The organism is Streptomyces sp. NBC_00683 (assembly GCF_036226745.1).
GTDB lineage: Bacteria > Actinomycetota > Actinomycetes > Streptomycetales > Streptomycetaceae > Streptomyces.
The window spans coordinates 5829258-5850491 of record NZ_CP109013.1; the positions used below are offsets into that span (position 1 = coordinate 5829258).

At 70.4% G+C, this 21234-nt stretch carries 19 protein-coding genes and 1 pseudogene; 13 read left to right on the top strand and 7 right to left on the bottom strand.

What is annotated here, in order from left to right; all coding sequences use genetic code 11:
• Window positions 1–30 precede the first annotated feature (30 nt).
• Complete coding sequence (gene era / locus OG257_RS25935) at window positions 31–1005, top strand: GTPase Era (RefSeq protein ID WP_329211232.1); 975 nt, start codon at window positions 31–33, stop codon at window positions 1003–1005.
• A 54-nt stretch (window positions 1006–1059) separates the two neighbouring features.
• On the opposite strand, the gene OG257_RS25940 is transcribed toward era, so the two are convergent.
• Together OG257_RS25940 and OG257_RS25945 are read right to left on the bottom strand one after the other, a co-directional pair.
• The gene (locus OG257_RS25940) at window positions 1060–1326 is read right to left on the bottom strand and encodes a protealysin inhibitor emfourin (protein ID WP_329211234.1); all 267 of its coding nucleotides are present in this window, start codon (window positions 1324–1326) and stop codon (window positions 1060–1062) included.
• Window positions 1327–1377: 51 nt separating this feature from the next.
• Window positions 1378–2454 (bottom strand): M4 family metallopeptidase, encoded by a 1077-nt coding sequence (locus OG257_RS25945; RefSeq protein ID WP_329211236.1) that lies wholly within the window; start codon window positions 2452–2454, stop codon window positions 1378–1380.
• Window positions 2455–2746: 292 nt separating this feature from the next.
• Between OG257_RS25945 and leuA the strand changes: the two genes are divergently transcribed.
• The 7 genes from leuA (at window position 2747) to OG257_RS25980 (ending at window position 11378) form a co-directional block, all read left to right on the top strand.
• Window positions 2747–4558, top strand: coding sequence for a 2-isopropylmalate synthase (gene leuA, locus OG257_RS25950; protein WP_329211237.1), 1812 nt, complete (start codon window positions 2747–2749; stop codon window positions 4556–4558).
• A gap of 201 nt (window positions 4559–4759) precedes the next feature.
• Complete coding sequence (locus tag OG257_RS25955; RefSeq protein WP_329211239.1) at window positions 4760–5464, top strand: tellurite resistance TerB family protein; 705 nt, start codon at window positions 4760–4762, stop codon at window positions 5462–5464.
• Between the two features lie 170 nt (window positions 5465–5634).
• Entirely contained in the window at window positions 5635–7725 is a 2091-nt protein-coding gene (locus OG257_RS25960) for an MMPL family transporter (RefSeq protein WP_443054575.1), read from the top strand.
• A 95-nt stretch (window positions 7726–7820) separates the two neighbouring features.
• Entirely contained in the window at window positions 7821–9065 is a 1245-nt protein-coding gene (locus OG257_RS25965) for a sensor histidine kinase (protein WP_443054576.1), read from the top strand.
• On the top strand, window positions 9062–9736 hold the full coding sequence (locus OG257_RS25970; protein ID WP_329211244.1) for a response regulator transcription factor: 675 nt from the start codon (window positions 9062–9064) through the stop codon (window positions 9734–9736). Before OG257_RS25965 ends, OG257_RS25970 begins: the two co-directional genes overlap by 4 nt.
• 43 nt (window positions 9737–9779) lie before the next feature.
• Entirely contained in the window at window positions 9780–10526 is a 747-nt protein-coding gene (gene recO, locus OG257_RS25975) for a DNA repair protein RecO (RefSeq protein WP_329211245.1), read from the top strand.
• Window positions 10527–10547: 21 nt separating this feature from the next.
• A complete protein-coding gene (locus OG257_RS25980) occupies window positions 10548–11378 on the top strand; it encodes an isoprenyl transferase (RefSeq protein WP_329211247.1) in 831 nt (276 codons plus the stop codon).
• Between the two features lie 176 nt (window positions 11379–11554).
• On the opposite strand, the gene OG257_RS25985 is transcribed toward OG257_RS25980, so the two are convergent.
• The 4 genes from OG257_RS25985 to OG257_RS26000 all read right to left on the bottom strand — a co-directional run bounded on the left by OG257_RS25985 (window position 11555) and on the right by OG257_RS26000 (window position 14754).
• A complete protein-coding gene (locus OG257_RS25985) occupies window positions 11555–11989 on the bottom strand; it encodes a Fur family transcriptional regulator (protein ID WP_329211248.1) in 435 nt (144 codons plus the stop codon).
• 73 nt (window positions 11990–12062) lie between these two features.
• Window positions 12063–12956: a metal ABC transporter permease gene (locus OG257_RS25990; protein ID WP_329211250.1), complete on the bottom strand. Its 894-nt coding sequence runs from the start codon at window positions 12954–12956 to the stop codon at window positions 12063–12065.
• Window positions 12957–12958: 2 nt separating this feature from the next.
• On the bottom strand, window positions 12959–13735 hold the full coding sequence (locus tag OG257_RS25995) for a metal ABC transporter ATP-binding protein (protein ID WP_329211252.1): 777 nt from the start codon (window positions 13733–13735) through the stop codon (window positions 12959–12961).
• Window positions 13736–13773: 38 nt separating this feature from the next.
• Window positions 13774–14754, bottom strand: coding sequence for a metal ABC transporter substrate-binding protein (locus tag OG257_RS26000; protein WP_329211254.1), 981 nt, complete (start codon window positions 14752–14754; stop codon window positions 13774–13776).
• Window positions 14755–14919: 165 nt separating this feature from the next.
• Here OG257_RS26000 and OG257_RS26005 point away from each other — a divergent pair, with 165 nt between their 5' ends.
• From OG257_RS26005 to OG257_RS26020, 4 genes and pseudogenes are all read left to right on the top strand, one after another.
• Window positions 14920–16302 carry a glycine--tRNA ligase gene (locus tag OG257_RS26005; RefSeq protein ID WP_329211256.1) on the top strand — a complete coding sequence of 461 codons (1383 nt, stop codon included), beginning with the start codon at window positions 14920–14922 and terminating at the stop codon, window positions 16300–16302.
• A gap of 92 nt (window positions 16303–16394) precedes the next feature.
• Window positions 16395–16598 carry a hypothetical protein gene (locus OG257_RS26010; RefSeq protein WP_329211258.1) on the top strand — a complete coding sequence of 68 codons (204 nt, stop codon included), beginning with the start codon at window positions 16395–16397 and terminating at the stop codon, window positions 16596–16598.
• Between the two features lie 94 nt (window positions 16599–16692).
• A pseudogene (locus OG257_RS26015) lies at window positions 16693–18320 on the top strand (IS200/IS605 family accessory protein TnpB-related protein).
• Window positions 18321–18465: 145 nt separating this feature from the next.
• Window positions 18466–18699 (top strand): DUF6243 family protein, encoded by a 234-nt coding sequence (locus OG257_RS26020; RefSeq protein WP_329211259.1) that lies wholly within the window; start codon window positions 18466–18468, stop codon window positions 18697–18699.
• A gap of 60 nt (window positions 18700–18759) precedes the next feature.
• Here OG257_RS26020 and OG257_RS26025 read toward each other — a convergent pair whose 3' ends face one another.
• Window positions 18760–20232, bottom strand: coding sequence for an MFS transporter (locus tag OG257_RS26025; protein WP_443054485.1), 1473 nt, complete (start codon window positions 20230–20232; stop codon window positions 18760–18762).
• 101 nt (window positions 20233–20333) lie between these two features.
• Here OG257_RS26025 and OG257_RS26030 point away from each other — a divergent pair, with 101 nt between their 5' ends.
• On the top strand, window positions 20334–21194 hold the full coding sequence (locus tag OG257_RS26030) for a helix-turn-helix transcriptional regulator (RefSeq protein WP_329211261.1): 861 nt from the start codon (window positions 20334–20336) through the stop codon (window positions 21192–21194).
• Window positions 21195–21234: the final 40 nt, after the last annotated feature.

Below are 21234 nucleotides of genomic sequence, written 5' to 3' on the forward strand. Positions count from 1 at the left end.
TGTGCAACGCCGCCGCCGGGATCGGGGAGAATGGGCGCCATGAGCGCTCGACCGAACACAGAAGCTGCTGCGCAGCAGGCTGAGAACAACGCCCCCCACCGGGCCGGCTTCGCCTGCTTCGTGGGCCGCCCCAACGCGGGCAAGTCCACCCTCACGAACGCTCTGGTCGGTCAGAAGGTGGCGATCACTTCCAACCGCCCCCAGACCACCCGGCACACGGTGCGAGGCATCGTGCACCGTGCGGACGCGCAGCTGATCCTGGTGGACACGCCGGGTCTCCACAAGCCGCGCACACTGCTCGGGGAGCGGCTGAACGACGTCGTACGGACCACCTGGGCCGAGGTCGACGTCATCGGCTTCTGCCTGCCAGCCGACCAGAAGCTCGGCCCCGGCGACAAGTTCATCATCAAGGAACTCGCCGGGATCAAGAAGACCCCGAAGATCGCGATCATCACCAAGACCGACCTGGTCGACTCCAAGGCGCTCGCCGAGCAGCTGCTGGCCGTCTCCCGCGCCGGCGAGGAGCTCGGCTTCGAGTGGGCGGAGATCATCCCGGTCTCCGCGGTCAAGGACCAGCAGGTCGGCCTGCTGGCCGACCTGATCGCCCCGCTGCTCCCCGAGAGCCCCCCGCTCTACCCGGAGGGCGACCTCACCGACGAGCCCGAGATGGTCATGGTCGCGGAGCTGATCCGGGAGGCCGCGCTCGAAGGCGTACGGGACGAGCTGCCGCACTCCATCGCGGTCGTCGTCGAGGAGATGCTGCCCCGCGAGGACCGCCCCGCGGACAAGCCGCTGCTCGACATCCACGCGAACGTCTACATCGAGCGCCCCAGCCAGAAGGGCATCATCATCGGCCCCAAGGGCCAGCGGCTGAAGGACGTCGGCACGAAGTCGCGCAAGCACATCGAGGCACTGCTGGGCACGCCGGTCTTCCTGGACCTGCACGTGAAGGTCGCCAAGGACTGGCAGCGGGACCCCAAGCAGCTGCGCAAGCTGGGTTTCTGAGCGGCACCGGCACCACGCGGGCCGTCCGTCCCGGCGACCCCCGGGCCGTCCGGCCTACGCGCCCTCCTGGAGGATCCGCGCGATCAGCGTGCGCTGCGCCTCGGTCAGGCGGGGGTCCGCGCAGTGGACGGTCCGGTCGCCGACCGTGATCCGGTAGCGGAAGCCGTCCGGCACGCCCGCGGGCGGACCGTCCCGGCCCGCGGCGAGCGCCGCCCGGGCGAGGGCCTCCCACTCCGCGGCGTCGGGCCGGCCCGAGGTGTCGACCTCGGCCCGGCGTGCGATGCCGGCGAACCCGCCGGTCCGGCTCACCTGAATCCGCATCGCGCACCGGCTCCCGTCTGATCCGCTCGTACCTGCCCGGCTCCTACCCGCTCATCTGGTCGGAACGCCGACCTCCGACCACGCCTTGAGTACCGCCTCCGCCTCGTCGCCCTCCCCGAAGCGGCTCCGCGCCGCGGCGACCGTCAGCCGGGCGAAGTCCGCGAACTCCGCGTCCTGGGCCAGAGCGCCCCCGGTCAGGACGTCGAACCAGATCTGGCCGGCCCGCTCCCACGCGTTGCCGCCGAGCGCCGTGGCCAGCAGGTAGAACGCGCGGTTCGGGATGCCGGAGTTGAGATGCACCCCGCCGTTGTCCTCGTCCGTCTCGATGTAGTCGTCCATCGACGCGGGCTGCGGGTCCTTGCCGAGGACATCGTCGTCGTACGCCGTGCCCGGAGCCTTCATCGAGCGCAGCGCGACCCCGCTGACACGGGGCGCGAGCAGACCCGCGCCGATCAGCCAGTCACCCTGTTCCGCGCTCTGGCCGAGCGAGTACTGCTTGACCAGGGAGCCGAAGACGTCGGACACCGATTCGTTGAGCGCGCCCGACTGGCCCTGGTACGCCAGGTTGGCCGTGTACTGGGTCAGCCCGTGCGCCAGCTCGTGGGCGATCACGTCGATGGCGACGGTGAAGTCGAGGAAGATCTCGCCGTCCCCGTCGCCGAAGACCATCTGCTCGCCGTCGAAGAACGCGTTGTTGTACTTCTCGTCGTAGTGCACGGAGCCGATCAGCGGCAGCCCCTTGCCGTCGATCGAGCTGCGGCCGTACGCCGTGAGGAGCAACTCGAAGGTGGCGCCGAGTCCCGCGTACGCACGGTTGACGCTGGCGTCCTGAGTGGCCTCGTCGCCCTCGTCACGGACCTTGTGGCCCGGCAGGTCCGTGCCGTGGCGGCAGTCGTACAGGGTCCGGTGAGGCTTGGAGGGAACGGGGTCCGAGGTGCTCGGGACCTCCGGTGTGTAGGCCAGCGCGGTCATCCGGCGACGGTTGCGCCGGGCCGCGTCGGCCCGCAGGGTGCGGCGTGCGGGGCCGGCCAGGCGCGGGTCGTCGGCCTGGGACAGCTTGTCGAGGAGATGGGGCGGCACGATGGTGCAGAAGACGGGGTGGAACCCGTTGTTCGGTCGAGGCTGCATGCAAATGACTGTGGCACTCCGTGACCGAACTGTCACTGGTTGCGATGGTGATTGACGAAATAGAGTGATGAGTCACCGTTTTGCCCTCATGGTGATCCGATCCCGCATACTGATACGGACCCACGTATCAGGCGCCTCTCGGTTAGTCTTGCCGCATCATGCGTTTCGGGCTGCTCCTTCTTAGCTGCCGCGGCGAGGGCCTGTAGTCGTAGGCCGGCTCCCTCCCCGCGGAGTTCGCTGTTGCAGCGACACAGTCGGCCGCCCCTGCTGGACCTCCGAGGAGCCCTACGCCATGACTGCCGTAAATTCCGCTGCGAACGCTGCTGAATCCGTGAACGCCGACGACGCAGCCGCCCCCGTCAACGGGCCCACTCCGGTCACCAACGCGACGCAGCTCCAGAAGCCGTCCGGGATGCCGGTCCACAAGTACCGCGGGTACGAGGCCGTCGACATCTCCGACCGCACGTGGCCGGACAACCGCATCACCCGGGCGCCCCGCTGGCTGTCCACCGATTTGCGCGACGGCAACCAGGCACTGATCGACCCGATGTCCCCGGCCCGCAAGCGCGAGATGTTCGACCTGCTCGTACGCATGGGCTACAAGGAGATCGAGGTCGGCTTCCCGTCCTCCGGCGAGACCGACTTCGCGTTCGTGCGCTCCATCATCGAAGAGGGCGCGATCCCCGAGGACGTGACGATCTCCGTCCTGACGCAGGCCCGCGAGGAACTGATCGAGCGGACCGTCGAGTCGCTGGTCGGCGCCCGCCGCGCCACCGTCCACCTGTACAACGCCACCGCGCCCACCTTCCGCCGTGTGGTCTTCCGCGGCTCGAAGGAGCAGGTCAAGCAGATCGCCGTGGACGGCACCCGGCTGGTCATGGAGTACGCGGACAAGATCCTGGGCGACGAGACGATCTTCGGCTACCAGTACAGCCCGGAGATCTTCACCGACACCGAGCTGGACTTCGCCCTGGAGGTCTGCGAGGCCGTCTGTGACGTCTGGCAGCCGGAGGAGGGCCGCGAGATCATCCTGAACCTGCCCGCCACCGTGGAGCGTTCGACGCCGTCCACGCACGCGGACCGGTTCGAGTGGATGTCCCGCAACCTGAGCCGCCGCGAGCACGTCTGCCTGTCGGTCCACCCGCACAACGACCGCGGCACCGCCGTCGCCGCCGCCGAACTGGCGATCATGGCGGGCGCCGACCGCATCGAGGGCTGCCTGTTCGGCCAGGGCGAGCGCACCGGGAACGTCGACCTGGTCACGCTGGGCATGAACCTGTTCTCCCAGGGTGTCGACCCGCAGATCGACTTCTCGCAGATCGACGAGATCCGCCGCACGTCCGAGTACTGCAACCAGATGGAGGTCCACCCGCGCCACCCCTACGCGGGCGACCTGGTCTACACCGCCTTCTCCGGCTCCCACCAGGACGCCATCAAGAAGGGCTTCGACGCCATGGAGGCCGACGCCGCCTCCCAGGGGAAGACCGTCGACGACATCGAGTGGGCGGTGCCGTACCTGCCGATCGACCCGAAGGACGTCGGCCGCTCGTACGAGGCCGTCATCCGGGTCAACTCGCAGTCCGGCAAGGGCGGAATCGCCTACGTCCTGAAGAACGACCACAAGCTGGACCTGCCGCGCCGGATGCAGATCGAGTTCTCCCGGATCATTCAGGCCAAGACCGACGCCGAGGGCGGCGAGGTCACGCCGAACCAGATCTGGTCGACGTTCCAGGACGAGTACCTGCCCAACCCGGAGAACGCCTGGGGACGCGTACAGATCCGCTCCGGCCAGACGACGACCGACACGGACGGCAAGGACACGCTCACCGTCCAGGCGACCGTCGACGGCGCCGACACCGTGCTGACCGGTACCGGCAACGGTCCGATCTCCGCCTTCTTCGAAGCACTGCAGGCCATCGGCATCGACGCACGTCTGCTGGACTACACCGAGCACACGATGAGCGAGGGCGCGAGCGCCCAGGCCGCCTCCTACATCGAGTGCGCGATCGACGGCAAGGTGCTGTGGGGCATCGGTATCGACGCCAACACCACGCGCGCCTCGCTCAAGGCGGTCGTCTCCGCGGTCAACCGCGCGACGCGCTGACGGCTCCGCCGACCCTTCGGAGATACGTCCGAGAAGTCGCGGAACCACCCGGTTCAGGAGCCCCGTCCACCCGCCGAGGGTGGACGGGGTTCGGCCATCTCCGGGTGTTGTGACATCCGGGATACTGACGCCACATCACGCATGTGGCTAACATCACGTCCAACGCGGCAATGTTGCCGGAGCGTTACGGAGGTGTGCGACGTGCGGTCAGCCAAAGGACAACGCGCCATAAGACTGCGCATCTGTGGCATCCGCACCGTATGGGACACCACGGGCGACGGTGAGTTCTTCTGCCCCGGCTGCGGAGGCGACCGCAACTACCGGCGCCTGGCCGGACGCAACCGCTTCACCGTGCTCGGCCTGCCGCTGCTGCGGCGCGGCGGCACCGGCCCCGTGATCGAATGCGCGGCCTGCCGGGCCCACTTCCCGACCGACACCCTCGAGCACCCCACCACCACCCGGTTCTCCGCCATGCTCCGGGAAGCCGTGCACACCGTCACGCTCGCCGTGCTCGCCGCGGGCGGAACCACCTCCCGTACGGTCCTGGAGGCCGCGGCGGCCACCGTCCGCGACGCCGGACTCGACGACTGCACCCAGGAACAGCTCTTCACCATCGTCGAGGTGCTCGCGGCGGACACGGGGCACGGCGACGGCACCGACCCCGCGGCCGAGGCCTGCGGCGCCGCCCTCGCCATCGAACTGCACGAGGTGCTGAAGCCGCTCGCCCCGCATCTGGCCGTGGCCGGACGCGAGACGGTCCTGCTGCAGGGCGCCAGGATCGCGCTCGCCGACGGCCCGTACAGCCCGGCCGAACGCGAGGTGCTGACGACGGTGGGCGGCGCGCTCCAGCTCTGCCCCGGCGACACCGCCGAACTGCTCGCGGCAGCCGCGCGCACACCTTCGTAGGCCCCGGAGCCGCGGTACTCCCCAGGGAGTACCGGACGCCGTGGGCCACCCCCGGCAGTAGCGGTGATGTCCCTCCCGCGTGCGACGAATCGGCCCTCCCCGGACGGGAGTCTGGACAGGACCGACACCGTCCAGGAGGGGAGGGCCCCGTCATGAGGGCCGAAACGGAAATGAGCGCCGGGCGACCGCAGCCCGAGCACAGGTCACGGCTGCGCCAGGCCGTGCCCTGGGTGGTCGTCGCCTTCTGGGTCGCGCTGATGGCCGTCGTGGGGCCGTTCGCGGGCAGTCTCGCCGACGTACAGCGTGACCGTGCCGTGGACTACCTGCCGGCGGGCGCGGACTCCACCCAGGTCGCGAAGATCCAGGACACGCTGCCCGGCGGTGAGTCCACCGACCTCGTCCTCGTCTACCACCGGGACGGCGGACTGACCGCGGCCGACCGGGCCACGGCCGGCGAACAGACCGCCGCGGTCGCACGCGACCACACACTCACCGCCACCCCTCGGGGCATTCCGTCCGAGGACGGCACGACCCTGATGGCCCCCGTCTCCTCGACCGAGCCGGGCCAGGACGAGGAAGCCAGGGCCGCGTTCGTCGGCGAGGTGCGCGGGACGGCCGAGGGAAGCGGTGGGCTGAGCGTCGAGGTCGGCGGCCCCGGGGCGCTGATGACCGACGCCCAGGAGGTCTACGGGTCCCTGGACGGTCCGCTGCTCTACACGACCGTCGCCGTGGTCGCGATCCTGCTGATCCTGATCTACCGCAGCCCGTTCCTGTGGCTGGTGCCCCTGGTCGTCGCGGGGCTCGCCGACTTCCTGTCGATGGCGGTGGTGTACGGGCTCAACCAGGGCTTCGACATCACCGTCAGCGGTCAGAGCTCGGGTGTGATGACCATCCTGGTCTTCGGCGCGGGCACCGACTACGCCCTGCTGCTCGTGGCCCGCTACCGCGAGGAACTGGGCCGCTGGGCGCAGCCCCGCGACGCCATGGCCGCCGCCCTGCGCGGCTGCGGGCCCGCTGTCGTCGCCTCCTCGGGCACCGTCGCGGCCGGGCTCCTGTGCCTGCTCGCCGCCGACCTCAACAGCAGCCGGGGCATGGGGCCCATCGCGGCCGTCGGGGTGCTGTGCGCCCTCTTCGCGATGATGACCCTCCTGCCGGCGCTCCTCGTGCTCCTGGGCCGCCGCGTCTTCTGGCCGCTCGTGCCCGCGTACGGCAGCACGCCCAAGCAGCGCCGGTCGCTCTTCGCCGCCATGGGCAGCTCCGCCGGACGCAGGCCGGTCGCCGTGCTCGTCTCCGGAGGAGTACTGCTCGGCGCACTCGCGCTCGGCGTGTTCAGCATGCCGGGCGACCTCAAGCAGGAGGACTCCTTCACCACCAGGCCCGAGTCGATCACCGCGATGGAGACCCTCTCCGCCGCCTACCCCGAGCGCTCCACCCAGCCGATCACCGTGATCACCCCCACCGGCCGGGCGGACGGCACACTGGCCGCGGCCCGCACGACCGACGGCGTCGCGGCCGTCGAACGCGGCCGCAGCGGCGGCGGCTGGACCGAGCTGTCCGTCACCGCCCAGGACCCGCCCGAGTCGGCGGGGGAGCAGGCCACCATCGAGGCCCTGCGCGGCGTTCTGGAGGGCAGCCACGTGGGCGGACCCAGCGCTCAGCAGATGGACCTGGAGAAGACCAGCGCCCGCGACCTGAAGCTCGTCGTGCCGCTCGTCATCCTCTCCGTCCTGCTGATCCTGGTCGTGCTGCTGCGGAGCCTCGTCGCCCCACTGCTGCTCGTCGCCGCCGTCGTCGCGGTCTGGGGAGCCTCGCTCGGTATCGCGGGACTCCTCTTCGAGCCGCTCCTCGGCCTCCAGGGCACCGACCCCGGACTCCCCCTGCTGTCCTTCGTCTTCCTGGTGGCGCTCGGCGTCGACTACGGGATCTTCCTCCTGCACCGGATGCGGGAGGAATGCCTCTCCGGAGCCGAACCGACGGCCGCCGCGCTCACCGCCCTGCGCACCACCGGCGGGGTCATCGCCTCGGCGGGGCTGGTGCTCGCGGCCACCTTCGGCGTGCTCACGAGCATGCCGATGACGGCCCTGGTCGAGATGGGCTTCGTCATCGCGGTCGGTGTGCTCCTGGACACCTTCCTGGTCCGCACCTACCTGGTGACCTCGGCGAGTGTGGCTCTGGGGCGCCGGGTGTGGTGGCCGGGCGCACTCGGCCGAAAGCCCTCCGCTGACCGCCCCCGCACACCGGAACTCACAGCGACCCGCTGACGGGAACCGCGCAACTGACCGAGGATGGCAGCGTGTCCGCAACCCGAACCACGCGCCGCGGCGAGCGCGTCCTGGCCGTCGTCAACCGCGACCCCATGGACGCGCCGCACAGGCTGCGCACCGACGCCCTCATCGCGGGGGGCGCCGGTGCGCTGTCCGTCGTGCTCGGCCTCGTCACCCACGACGGAAGGGCCCCCGACGCGGTCGGCTGGGCCCTGCTCCTGGCCAGTGCCGTGCCGCTGGTGTGGCGCCGCAGCAACCCCGTCGTCGTCCTGCTCGCGATGATCCCGGTCCTCATGGCCTACCACGGGATGGACAACGCCCACACGGCACCGATGCCGCAGACCCTCATCGTGCTCTACACCGTGGCGGTGACCGGCCGTCCCCTGCGCACCCTGCTCACCGGCGGCGTCGTGCTCGGCGCGATGGTGTCCGTCGTGTCGGCCATCGACGCCCACCAGGGGCTCGAACTGCTGCGGACCTCCGGCTGGATCATCGCCGTGCTGTTCTTCGGTGTGGACGTGCGGTTCTACCGCCGGTACGTCGCCTCCATGGTGGAGCGCGCGGAACGGGCCGAGCGCACCAGGGAGGAGGAGGCCCGGCGCAGAGTCACCGAGGAGCGGCTGCGGATCGCACGCGACCTGCACGACCTCCTGGCCCACAGCATCACCGTCATCGGGGTGCAGACCTCCGTGGCCTCACACATCCTGACCGTCGACCCGGAGCGCCTGGACCGCGAAGCCGTCGCGCGGGCCCTCGACGACATCGCCGGGACCTGCCGGGAGGCCCGCGCCGAACTGCGCACCACCCTCCAGGTCCTGCGTACGGACTCCCACGAGAGCGAGGGGCCGCTGCCCGGCCTGGTCGCCCTGCCCGGTCTCGTACGGGCTGCCGAGGCGGCGGGAGCGACGGTGGAGCTCTCCGTACGGGACCCGGCGGAGGGGATCGCCCCGGCGACCGGCGCCGCCACGTACCGGATCGTGCAGGAGTCGCTGACGAACGCCGTGCGGCACGCGGGGCCGGGGGTGCGGATCAGGGTCGCCGTGGAACCGGATCCAGGCAGTGGCGCCCTGCGGGTCACGGTCACCGACGACGGCGCGGGGCGGGAAAGCTCCGGGACGGGCGGCTCCGGGCCCGGATTCGGCATCGTGGGGATGCGGGAACGCGCACGCAGTTCGGGCGGCACACTGGCCGTGGGACCCCTTCCCGGGGGCGGCTTCGAAGTCGCAGCGGTGCTGCCGCTGCCCGGGCCCCGGGACGGCTCACCGCCCGGACCCCACGACGCGGAGCGTGCGGCCGCCGACGCCGTCACCGCCGGCACGGAGGAGACCGCGCGATGATCCGGGTCCTGCTCGCCGACGACCAGACCCTCGTCAGGGCCGCCTTCGCGATGCTCGTCGGGTCCGCCCCGGACATGACCGTCGTCGCCGAGGCCGGCACCGGCCTGGAGGCGGTCGAGAAGGCCCGCTCGGCACGGGCCGACCTCGTCGTCATGGACATCCGCATGCCCGAACTCGACGGCATCGAGGCCACCCGCCGCATCGCCGCCGACGAGGACCTCGCCGGGGTCAAGGTCCTCGTGCTGACGACGTACGACACCGACGACCACGTCGTGGAGGCACTGCGTGCGGGCGCGTCCGGCTTCCTGGTCAAGGACACCCGGCCCGCCGAGCTCCTCGCCGCCATCAGGACGGTGGCCGCGGGCGAGGCACTGCTCTCCCCGGGCCCGACGGCCCGGCTCATCGCCCGGGTGCTCAGCGCTCCCCGCCCGCCGGCCACCGCGGCGACCGGCGGCCCGGACCGTCTCTCGGACCGCGAGCGCCAGGTTCTCGGCCTCGTCGCGCGCGGACTCAACAACACGGAGATCGCCGAGACCCTGGGGCTCAGCCCGCTCACCGCGAAGACGCATGTGAGCAGGATCATGGGCAGGCTGGGCGCCCGGGACAGGGCACAACTCGTGATCATCGCCTACGAGTCCGGCCTCGTCGTACCCGCGGGCCACCAGGAATGAGGACCGCCGACGGGCCGCCGTCCCGGTGGGCGACAATGGGCGCATGAGCTTGTTCCGGGACGACGGCGTCGTGCTGCGTACGCAGAAGCTGGGCGAGGCCGACCGGATCATCACGATCCTGACCCGCGGCCACGGCCGGGTGCGTGCCGTCGCGCGCGGGGTGCGGCGCACCAAGTCCAAGTTCGGGGCGCGGCTCGAACCCTTCTCCCACGTGGACGTGCAGTTCTTCGCGCGCGGCAGCGAACTGATCGGCCGCGGTCTCCCCCTGTGCACCCAGAGCGAGACGATCGCCCCGTACGGCGGCGGCATCGTCTCCGACTACGGCCGCTACACCGCGGGCACCGCGATGCTGGAGACCGCCGAGCGCTTCACCGACCACGAGGGCGAGCCCGCGGTCCAGCAGTACCTGCTGCTGGTGGGCGGGCTGCGCACCCTCTCGCGCGCCGAGCACGCGCCGAACCTCATCCTCGACGCCTTCCTGCTGCGTTCCCTCGCCGTCAACGGCTACGCCCCCAGCTTCGACGACTGCGCCAAGTGCGGAATGCCCGGTCCGAACCGGTTCTTCTCCGTCGCGGCGGGCGGCGTCATATGCGGCGACTGCCGGGTACCCGGCAGCGTCGTACCCTCAGCGGAGGCCCTCGAGCTGCTGAGCGCACTGCTCACCGGTGACTGGGAGACGGCGGACGCGTCCGAGGCGCGTCATGTCAGGGAGGGCAGCGGACTGGTGTCCGCCTACCTGCACTGGCATCTGGAGCGCGGGCTGCGCTCGCTGCGGTACGTGGAAAAGTGACACAGGGAGACGAGAGAGCTCATGGCAGTACGCGGGATTCTCGGTGGCCGTAGCCGGCGCGAGTACAAGACCCCCGAGCCGCACCCCTCCGGTGCCACCCCGCCGAAGATCCCCGGCGAGCTGGTCCCCAAGCACGTCGCGGTCGTGATGGACGGCAACGGCCGCTGGGCCAAGGAGCGGGGCCTCCCGCGCACCGAGGGCCACAAGGTCGGCGAGGGCGTCGTCATGGATGTCCTCAAGGGCTGCATCGAGATGGGCGTCAAGAACCTCTCGCTGTACGCCTTCTCCACCGAGAACTGGAAGCGCTCGCCGGACGAGGTGAAGTTCCTGATGAACTTCAACCGCGACGTCATCCGCCGCAGGCGTGACGAGATGGACGAGCTCGGCATCCGGATCCGCTGGGTCGGCCGCATGCCGAAGCTGTGGAAGTCCGTCGTCCAGGAGCTCCAGGTCGCGCAGGAGCAGACGAAGGACAACGACAAGATGACGCTGTACTTCTGCGTCAACTACGGCGGCCGGGCCGAGATCGCCGACGCCGCGCAGCGCATCGCGCAGGACGTCGCGGCAGGGAAGCTCGACCCGTCGAAGGTCAACGAGAAGACGTTCGCGAAGTACATCTACTACCCGGACATGCCGGACGTCGACCTCTTCGTGCGCCCCAGCGGGGAGCAGCGCACGTCCAACTACCTGATCTGGCAGAGCGCGTACGCAGAGATGGTCTTCCAGGACGTCCTGTGGCCGGACTTCGACCGCCGGGACCTGTGGCGCGCCTGCCTGGAGTTCGCCCGGCGCGACCGCCGTTTCGGCGGCGCCGAGGAAGAGGCGGCGACGGGACAGGGACCGGCCGTCTGACCGGTCTGTACGACCACGGCCCGTCGAGCGGGGGAGGGGCCGTGCCGCAGGAACCGGACGTCGTGGAGCGGGGGGCGGTCAGCCGGGATTCCGGCTGACCGCCCGGGACCGCACGGGCCGTCCGACGAGATTCTGAGTCCTCCGGGGAGCCCCGGAGGACCTCCGGGGCGGGCGGCCTACTCGGTGGGTGACGCGCACTCCGCGCAGGTGCCGAAGATCTCCACCGTGTGGGCCACGTTCACGTAGCCGTGCTGCGAGGCGATCGTCTCCGCCCACTGCTCCACGGCAGGTCCCTCGACCTCGACGGCCTTGCCGCAGATCCGGCACACCAGGTGGTGGTGGTGGTCCCCCGTCGAGCAGCGCCGGTAGACGGCCTCGCCGTCCGTCGTCCGCAGGACGTCGACCTCGCCCGCGTCCGCGAGGGACTGCAGGGTGCGGTAGACCGTCGTCAGCCCGACCGAATCCCCCCGGTGCTTGAGCACATCGTGCAGGTCCTGGGCGCTGCGGAACTCGTCCACCTCGTCCAGCGCCGCGGCGACCGCCGCCCGCTGCTTGGTGGACCGGCCGCGTACCGGGGCCGCGTTCGTGCCACTGATCGGCGCCGTGGCCACAGGTGCCTCCTCATGTCGCCCGTACGTATGTCGGGCCATTGTGCCAGCCCGTACCGGCGGCACGGTCGACACATCAGACACGGACGTCGTCCGTGGCCGTGCGGGCCTTCGGTACCTCCAGGGTGCACTGGGACGTGTCCGCTCCGCGTTCACGGGCGCGCCTTCGGGCCAGTGGCGCGGCGAGTGCGGTCAGTGCGATGAACACGGCGATGGCCAGCAGCACGATCGTCGCGCCGGGCGGCACGTCCTGGTAGTACGAGGTCACGGTGCCGCTCAGGGTCACGGCCGTGCCGATGACGACGGCCAGGACGAACGTCACCTTGAAGGACTTCGAGATCTGCTGCGCCGCCGCGACCGGGACCACCATCAGCGCGCTGACCAGCAGCAGACCGACGACCCGCATCGCCACGGTCACCGTCACCGCCGCCGTCACGGCGATCAGCAGGTTGAGCGCCCGCACCGGAAGGCCGGTGACCCGGGCGAACTCCTCGTCCTGGCTGACCGCGAACAGCTGCCGCCGCAGTCCCACCGTCACCAGCACCACGAAGGCGGCCAGCACGACGATCGCGCGGACGTCCTCCTCGGAGACCGTCGACAGGGAGCCGAAGAGGAACGAGGTGAGGTTGGCGTTGGAGCCGGTGTCGGAGAGGTTGATCAGCATCACCCCGCCCGCCATGCCACCGTAGAACAGCATGGCCAGGGCGATGTCGCCGCGGGTGCGTCCGTACCAGCGGATCAGCTCCATGACGACCGAGCCCGCGACGGCGACGAGCGTGGCCATCCAGATGGGGCTGGCGGAGAGCAGGAAGCCGAGGCCGACACCGGTCATCGCGATGTGCCCGATGCCGTCGCCCATCAGGGCCTGGCGGCGCTGGACCAGGAAGATGCCGATGGCGGGGGCGGTGATCCCGACCAGGACGGCCGCGATCAGGGCCCGCTGCATGAAGGGGGGTGTGAGGAATTCCATGATCAGGTCAGCAGTCCCGTCCGGACGGGCTCGGAGGCCGCGTGGGGGTGTACGTGGTCGTGGCCGGGCAGCGCGTGCTGGCCCAGGGCCTCGGGGGGCGGTCCGTCGTGCGTCACGCAGCCGTCGCGCAGCACGATCGCCCGGTCGATCAGCGGCTCCAGCGCGCCGAGCTCGTGCAGGACGAGCAGCACCGTCGTACCGGCGGCGACCTGCTCGCGCAGCGTCGCGGCGAGGATCTCCTGGCTGGCCAGGTCGACGCCGGCCATCGGTTCGTCCATGATCAGCAGTTCCGGCTCGGCGGCCAGGGCACGGGCGATCAGGACCCGCTGGTGCTGCCCGCCGGAGAGGGCGTTCACGGAGTCCTTGGCCCGGTCGGCGAGTCCGACGAGCTCGATGGCACGGTCGACGGCCGCCCGGTCCGCCTTGCCCGGCAGCCTCAGCTTCGTACGCGAAAGGCGCCCGGAGGAGACGACCTCACGGACCGTGGCGGGGACGCCGCCGGCCGCCGTGGTGCGCTGCGGCACGTAGCCGACGCGGGACCACGTGCGGAAGCGGCGCAGCGGGGTGCCGAACAGTTCGACGGTGCCGCCGGTGAGCGGGACCTGGCCGATGACGGAGCGCACGGCCGTGGACTTGCCCGACCCGTTGGCGCCGAGCAGCGCGGCGACCTCACCGCGGAGAACGGTGAGGTCGACGCCGCGCAGCACGGGGCGCGCACCGAGCGTCGCCGTGGCTCCGCGCATGCTGATCACGGGTTCGGGCTTGCTGGGCTCGGGCATGAGCGCCTCCGATGCGACTGGTACGGGCGGGGTGGGGGTCACTTCGCGCCGAGAGCCTTCTGCAGCGCGGCCAGGTTGGACTTCATGACCTCGAGGTAGTCAGCGCCCTTGGAGGAGTCGGTGATTCCCTCCAGCGGGTCCAGGACGTCGGTCTTCAGTCCGAGGTCCTTCGCCAGCGTCTTGGCGGTCTTGTCGCTGGCGAGCGTCTCGAAGAACACGGTGGTGGCCTTGTTCTTCGACGCGACGGTGTGGATCTCGTTGATCCGGGCGGGGCTGGGCTCGGCCTCGGGGTCGATGCCGGCGATGCCCTCCTGGGTCAGGCCGTAGCGCTCGGCGAGGTATCCGAAGGCGGAGTGGGTGGTGATGAAGGTCTTGGTCGCGGTGTTCCTCAGCCCGGTTTCGTACGCCGTGTTCAGCGCGTTCAACTCGGTGACCAGGGCGTCCGTGTTCTTGCGGTAGTCGGCGGCGTGGCCGGGGTCCGCCTTCTCCAGGGACTTGCCGACCCCCTTCGCGACCTCCGCGTACTTCACCGGGTCCAGCCAGATGTGCGGGTCGGCGCCCGCCTCCTCGCCCTCGTGCGCGTGCTCCTCGCCCTCCTCGTGGCCGTGGTCGTGGCCTTCGACCTCGGCGCCGTGGTTCTCGAGCGTGGTGAGCTCCGCCGCGTCCACGGTGTTCTCGACGCCGGCCTGGCCGACAGCGTCGTCGACGGCCGGCTGGACGCCCTTGAGGAACAGGATGTAGTCGGCCTCGCTCAGTCCGCCGATCTGGCGCGGGGTGAGGTCCAGGTCGTGCGGCTCGACGCCCGGCTTCGTTAGCTGGGTGACCGAGACGTGCGTTCCACCGATCCTCTCGGCCAGGAACTGCATCGGGTAGAAGGACGCCACCACGTTCAGCTTGTCGCCGCCCGCGTGGTCGACCGCGTCGGAGGAGGAGCATGCGGAGAGCGCGGAGAGCGCGGTGAGGCCGAGGGCGACTGCTCCGGCGACGGCGGTCGTGGGTATGAGGCGGCGTACGTTCATGACAGTCATTTTCAACAAAACTGGAAACGATTGTCAACAAGGCCGATGAGATGCCCGGATCACAGTCCGGATCCCGTTAACCCCCTGCCGATTTGATCCAAGGGGTGCGCCCGCCGGTAATCTGAGGCATTCGCCATCCCTCGCCGTCGCAATGAAGAGAGCACCGTGGCCGCCGACAAGATCGACACCATCGTCAGCCTGAGCAAGCGCCGTGGCTTCGTCTACCCCTGCAGTGAGATCTACGGGGGCCAGAAGGCCGCCTGGGACTACGGGCCGCTGGGCGTCGAGCTGAAGGAGAACCTCAAGCGCCAGTGGTGGCGCTACATGGTCACTTCGCGCGAGGACGTCGTCGGCATTGACTCCTCGGTCATCCTGGCCCCCGAGGTCTGGGTCGCCTCCGGCCATGTCGCCACCTTCTCCGACCCGCTCACCGAGTGCACCTCCTGTCACAAGCGCTACCGCGCCGACCACCTGGAGGAGGCGTACGAGGAGAAGCACGGCAAGCCGCCCGTCAACGGCCTGGCCGACCTCAACTGCCCCAACTGCGGCAACAAGGGCACGTTCACCGAGCCCAAGGCGTTCTCGGGGCTCCTCTCCACCCACCTCGGCCCGACCCAGGACACCGGCTCGGTCGCCTACCTGCGCCCCGAGACCGCCCAGGGCATCTTCACCAACTTCGGTCAGGTGCAGCAGACCTCGCGCAAGAAGCCGCCGTTCGGCATCGCGCAGATGGGCAAGTCCTTCCGGAACGAGATCACTCCGGGCAACTTCATCTTCCGCACGCGCGAGTTCGAGCAGATGGAGATGGAGTTCTTCGTCAAGCCGGGCGAGGACGAGCAGTGGCAGGAGTACTGGATGGAGCAGCGCTGGAACTGGTACACCGGCCTGGGCCTGCGCGAGGAGAACATGCGGTGGTTCGAGCACCCGCAGGAGAAGCTCTCCCACTACTCCAAGCGCACCGCTGACATCGAGTACCGCTTCCGCTTCGGCGGCAGCGAGTGGGGCGAGCTCGAGGGCGTCGCGAACCGCACCGACTTCGACCTCAAGGCGCACTCCAAGGCCTCCGGCACGGACCTCTCCTACTTCGACCAGGAGAAGGGCGAGCGTTACACGCCGTACGTCATCGAGCCCGCGGCCGGTGTCGGCCGCTCGATGCTGGCATTCCTCCTCGACGCGTACAACGAGGACGAGGCGCCCAACGCCAAGGGCGTCATGGAGAAGCGCGCCGTGATGCGCCTCGACCCGCGTCTGGCGCCGGTCAAGGTCGCGGTCCTGCCGCTGTCCCGCAACCCGCAGCTGTCGCCCAAGGCCAAGGGCCTCGCCGCGGACCTGCGGAAGAACTGGAACATCGAGTTCGACGACGCGGGTGCCATCGGCCGCCGCTACCGGCGTCAGGACGAGATCGGTACGCCGTTCTGCGTCACCGTCGACTTCGACACCCTCGACGACAACGCGGTGACCGTGCGCGAGCGCGACACCATGAAGCAGGAGCGCGTCTCCCTGGACCAGATCCAGGGCTACCTCGGCTCCCGCCTGCTGGGCTGCTGAGCACGCGCAGCTTCATAACGAAGCCCCCGGTTCCCGCGCAGGGAGCCGGGGGCTTCGTGCACACTGGGCGCACTCGTCCACAGGAGGCCAGGATGCCGTCCATGACCACGAGCAAGGTCAGCAGATGGGACCAGCACGGACGTGAACACGTCGTCCACGTCCGGAAGTCGGGGATGCAGAGGCAGCTGACCTGCGACACCTGCGGGTGGCGCAAGGGCGCGCAGTTCCTGCCGTGGCTGAAGGCCGAGGAGCACCTCGCCGAGTCCCACCAGGCGACGGTCGACCCGAGCGCCTGAGGGGCTCCCCGCCCCGCGGCCGAAAATCGGGTGACCTTGGTGGTGGTTGCTCGTTGTGCTGGGCGTAGGTGCGCAGCCTTTGGGGGGTGTTGTGGTGGGTGGTGTGCGGGGGTTGGCGGCGTCGTTCGTGGTGCCGGGTCCGTCCGGGGTGGCGGTGAGGGACCGCCTGAAGCACCTCACATCGCAGGACGAGAAGGTCCTGCGTGCCGTCGGTGAACATCAGGGTGCGCTCGCCTCCCGTGACCTCAAGGCCCGATGCGCGCAGGGTCTGGATCACAGTGCTGATACGTGGGCATCGCGTAAGCGGGAGCTGACGAAGACGTCGTCGTCGCGGATCGCCGGAGCGATCACGAAGGCGACCCATGCCCAGTGGGCGCTCGCCCGCCGTTGTCAGGCCGCACACATCCGCACTCTCGATGCAGGGATCAGGATGCTGCGGCACCGGCTGTCCCTCCCGATCGGGGAGAGGGGCACCAAGCGTGCGGCGGGTGGCTACCGGTCCAAGGGCGAGTGGTTCAACAAGTCGCGTCGCCTCGTAGTTTTGGAGGCGCGGCACACGGTAGTGGTCGCGGACTGGCGTGCAGGGCGGGTACGGGTCGTCCGGGGTGGCAAACGCCTGCTCAACACCCGCCACCACCTGGCCGAGGCCAGGCTCACCGAGGGGCAGTGGCGTGGGCGGTGGGAAGCGGAGCGCTGGTTTCTTGCTGCGGATGGTGAGTCGGGGAAGCGGTTCGGGAACGAAACGATCCGTGTCACCCCGGACGGCCAGGTGTCGATCAAGTTGCCCGCCCCGCTGGCGCGCCTGGCCAACACCAAGCACGGTCGCTACACCCTCACTGCGACCGTTGCGTTCGCGCACCGGGGTGTGGAGTGGGCCGACCGGATCGCCGGGAACCGGGCTGTCGCCTACCGCATCCACCTCGACACCGAACGCAACCGCTGGTATTTGACCGCGTCCTGGCAACGCCCGATCATCCGGACGATCCCGTTGGAGGCGGCCCGGGCCAGGGGCATGATCGGTGTCGACACCAACGCCGACCACTTCGCCGCGTACCGGCTCGACCCGCACGGCAACCGGTCGGTAACCCGCACCGTTTCGCCTACGACCTGTCCGGCACCACCACGCACCGCGACGCCCAGATCCGCCACGCCCTGACCCGGCTCATCAACTGGGCCAAGCAGAGTGGCGTGGCAGCGATCGGTATCGAGGACCTCGACTTCACCATGGAGAAGACGAGGGAGAAGCACGGCCGGAAGAAGCACTTCCGGCAGCTGATCTCCGGCATCCCGACCGGCAAGCTCAAGACCCGGCTCGTCTCCATGGCCGCTGAACAGGGCTTGGCGATCGTCGCGGTCGACGCTGCTTACACGTCGATGTGGGGTGGGCAGTACTGGCAGAAACCGCTGACCACCCCGCACCGCAGAATCTCCCGTCACGATGCCGCAGGTATCGCGATCGGGCGACGCGCCCTCGGACACCCGATCCGGCGTCGGACGGCACCGCCCCCACACGACCGGAGTGATCGTGTCGGGCATCGGACCGCCCAGGCCGCACCAGGTGCACGAGGACGTGAGGGAACCCGCCCACCCGCAACGGACCACGCCCCAGGAGGCGTGCAGCCGAACGGGACGCGAAAGCGGGAACCCAGCGCATCCAACACCGTTCGGGATGCGCCCAGAAAACGTGAGTGGGTCCAGAACTCACTCGTGCTTCCTGGCTAGGGACGGTACCTTTTTCGGTATGTCTTCGTTCTTCCAGATCTACGAGTGAGAGCGCGACGGGCCCGTGGGCCCGTCGCCCACCGAATCGATCCCTGAGATCGCTGATCTCTTCAGACTCACTTCTCACCACGAATGGGAGAACCCCGTGGCCAAGAGCCGCAACAACCTCCTCGGTGTGGGCGGACAGCGCAAGAAGCTGTCCCGCGCCGAGCAGCAGGGCGCGGGCCCCGCGCGCGACGCCGACCGCCGGACCGCGGCCGAACAGAAGCAGGAGCTGGTGCGCAAGATGCGTGAGCGCGCCGAGGGCTCCGGCTCCGCCCAGGCCGATGCATCCGCGGACGCCTCCTCGGAGCAGGACGGCCAGTCAGCACAGAGCTGACCTACCGGTACGACAGTGGGCCCGGATCACCACCACGGTGATCCGGGCCCACCTCGTTCCTCACCCGACGGCACGGGGCAGCCGCAGGCTCAGCAGCGTCGTCAGCACGACCGCCGCCAGCTGCACCAGCAGCGTCACCACGAGCGCGTCCCGCATCCCCGCCCCCGGCGCCAGCGCGAGGAACAGCGTCCCGAGCGTCGCCACCCCCAGCGCCAGCGCGGCCTGCTGAGTCGTCGTCATCACCCCGCCGCCCACCCCGGCCCGCTCGGCGGGTACGTCGGACAGCACGATGCGGAACAGGACGGGCAGTTGCAGCCCCTGCCCCAGCCCGGCGATCGCGACACCCGGCAGCAGCCCCAGGAGTCCGAGGTCCGGCCAGCCCCGCCACACGGTGAGCACCAGCACCACGACGCCCACGCCCTGGATGATCCCGCCGGCCGTCACGACCCGGCTGCCGAACCGGTGCACCAGCCGGGGGCCGGCCAGTGAGGCCGCGAAGAATGTCGCGGCCATGGGCGCCAGCGACAGCCCCGCCGCTGCCGGGCCCATCCTCAGCCCCTGCTGGAGGGCCACGGCGATGACGAACATGAAGCCGCCGAAGCCGATCGAGAACGGCACCACCAGCGTCAGACCGCGCCGCAGTGACTCCAGCCGCAGCAGGCTCGGCGGCACCAGCGGGGTCTGTCCGCGTGCGTCGGCCCGCTGCTCCACCCGGTAGAAGGCGAACGCGGTGAAGGGGAACAGCCCCAGCGAGACCCAGGTCCACAGCGGCCAGCCCGCCGCACGCCCCTCGGTCAGCGGGGCCAGCAGCGTCACCAGGGACAGGGCCAGCAGCAGCGTGCCCGGTACGTCGACGGGGGCAGGCCGGTCCGAGCGGGTCTCCGGCACGGAGCGGGCGGCCAGGACCAGCCCCACCACGGCCACCGGCACGTTCACCAGGAACACCGACCGCCAGCCCGCACTCTCGCCGAACACCGACGACAGCGGGGCGGCGGAGACGAGGACGCCACCGAGGATCTGGCCCGCGACCATCGACAGGCCGGCCGTCGCCCCGTACAGGCTCATGGCCCGGGCCCGGCGGTGCCCCGCGGTGGCCGCCTGGATGGTGGCGAGCACCTGCGGCAGCATCAGCGCCGCGGCGGCACCCTGCGCGACCCTGGCCCCCACGAGGGTCCAGGCGTCGGGAGCCAGCCCGCAGGCGAGGGAGGTGAGCCCGAAGGCCGCCATCCCGATGAGGAAGAGCCTGCGCCTCCCCGCCATGTCGCCCAGCCGCCCGCCGAGGACGAGCAGCACGGCGTACGAGAGCCCGTAGCCGGCGACGACCAGTTCCAGCAGGGCGGGGCCCGCGTCCAGGTCGTGGTCGATGGTGGGCAGGGCGACGTTGACGATGAAGAAGTCGATGAGGGGCAGCGCCGCGCCGAGCAGCACCGTGAACAGACCGAGCCGGCCGAGCACGGGCGTGGTGCGGTCGTGCCGCCCCACGGGTGTGCCGGTGGCGGCGGGTGTCTTGGTCAGTACAGGGGATTCACTCACGTCAACGACGATGGACCTGATCCCAGCCTGGTACCAGAGTGTCTTTATCCTGGTAGAAGCAGCACCTGGCAGACCGCCGGGCCGTTCGGCACGCTGGGGGTATGACGATGGTGACCGAGGCTCCCGAGACCGACATCAGGCGGCACGAACTCGCCGGGTTCCTGCGCAGCCGCCGTGAGCGGATCACCCCCGAGCAGGCGGGCCTGCCCCGCGGCCCCCGCAGGCGCACCCCCGGCCTGCGCCGCGAGGAGGTGGCACAGCTCTCCGCCGTCGGGGTCACCTGGTACACGTGGCTGGAGCAGGCCCGCGACATCCACGTGTCCCCGCAGGTCCTCGACGCGCTGGCCCGCGCGCTGCTGCTGGACCCCAGTGAACGCTCGCACCTCTTCGCCCTCGCCGGCGCCGTCGACCCCGCGCCGGGCTCCCGCTGCGCCGGGGTCACCCCGTCCCTCGAAGCCCTGCTCACGCAGCTGGAGCCCTACCCGGCCTGCATCCAGAACAGCAGGTACGACATCCTCGCCTACAACCGCACCTACGGGCGGCTGCTGTGCGACCTGGACGCCGTCGCTCCCGAGGACCGCAACTGCATGCTCCTCGCCTACACCAACGAGGACTGGCGCGCCTCCGTGGTCGACCTGGCGGAGATGCGCCGGGTGATGGCGGCCAAGTTCCGCGGTGCCATGGCGGAGCACCTGGCCGAGCCGGCCTGGAAGACACTGCTGAGCCGCCTGGAGGCCGCCTCCCCGGAGTTCGGCGAGATCTGGGCCCGGCACGAGGTCGTGGGCCCCGGAGGGCGGACCAAGCTGTTCCGCAACGCCCGGGTGGGGCTGCTCCGCCTCGACCACACCGACCTCTGGCTCGGCCCGTCGGCGGGCCCCCGCCTCGTGACGTACGTCCCCGCCGACGAGGAGTCCCGGCAGGGGCTCGAACGACTGCTGGACCTGTCTCCGGTGGGAGCCTGAACCGACGGCATCCCGAGCCCCGTCCCGCGTACGCGACAAT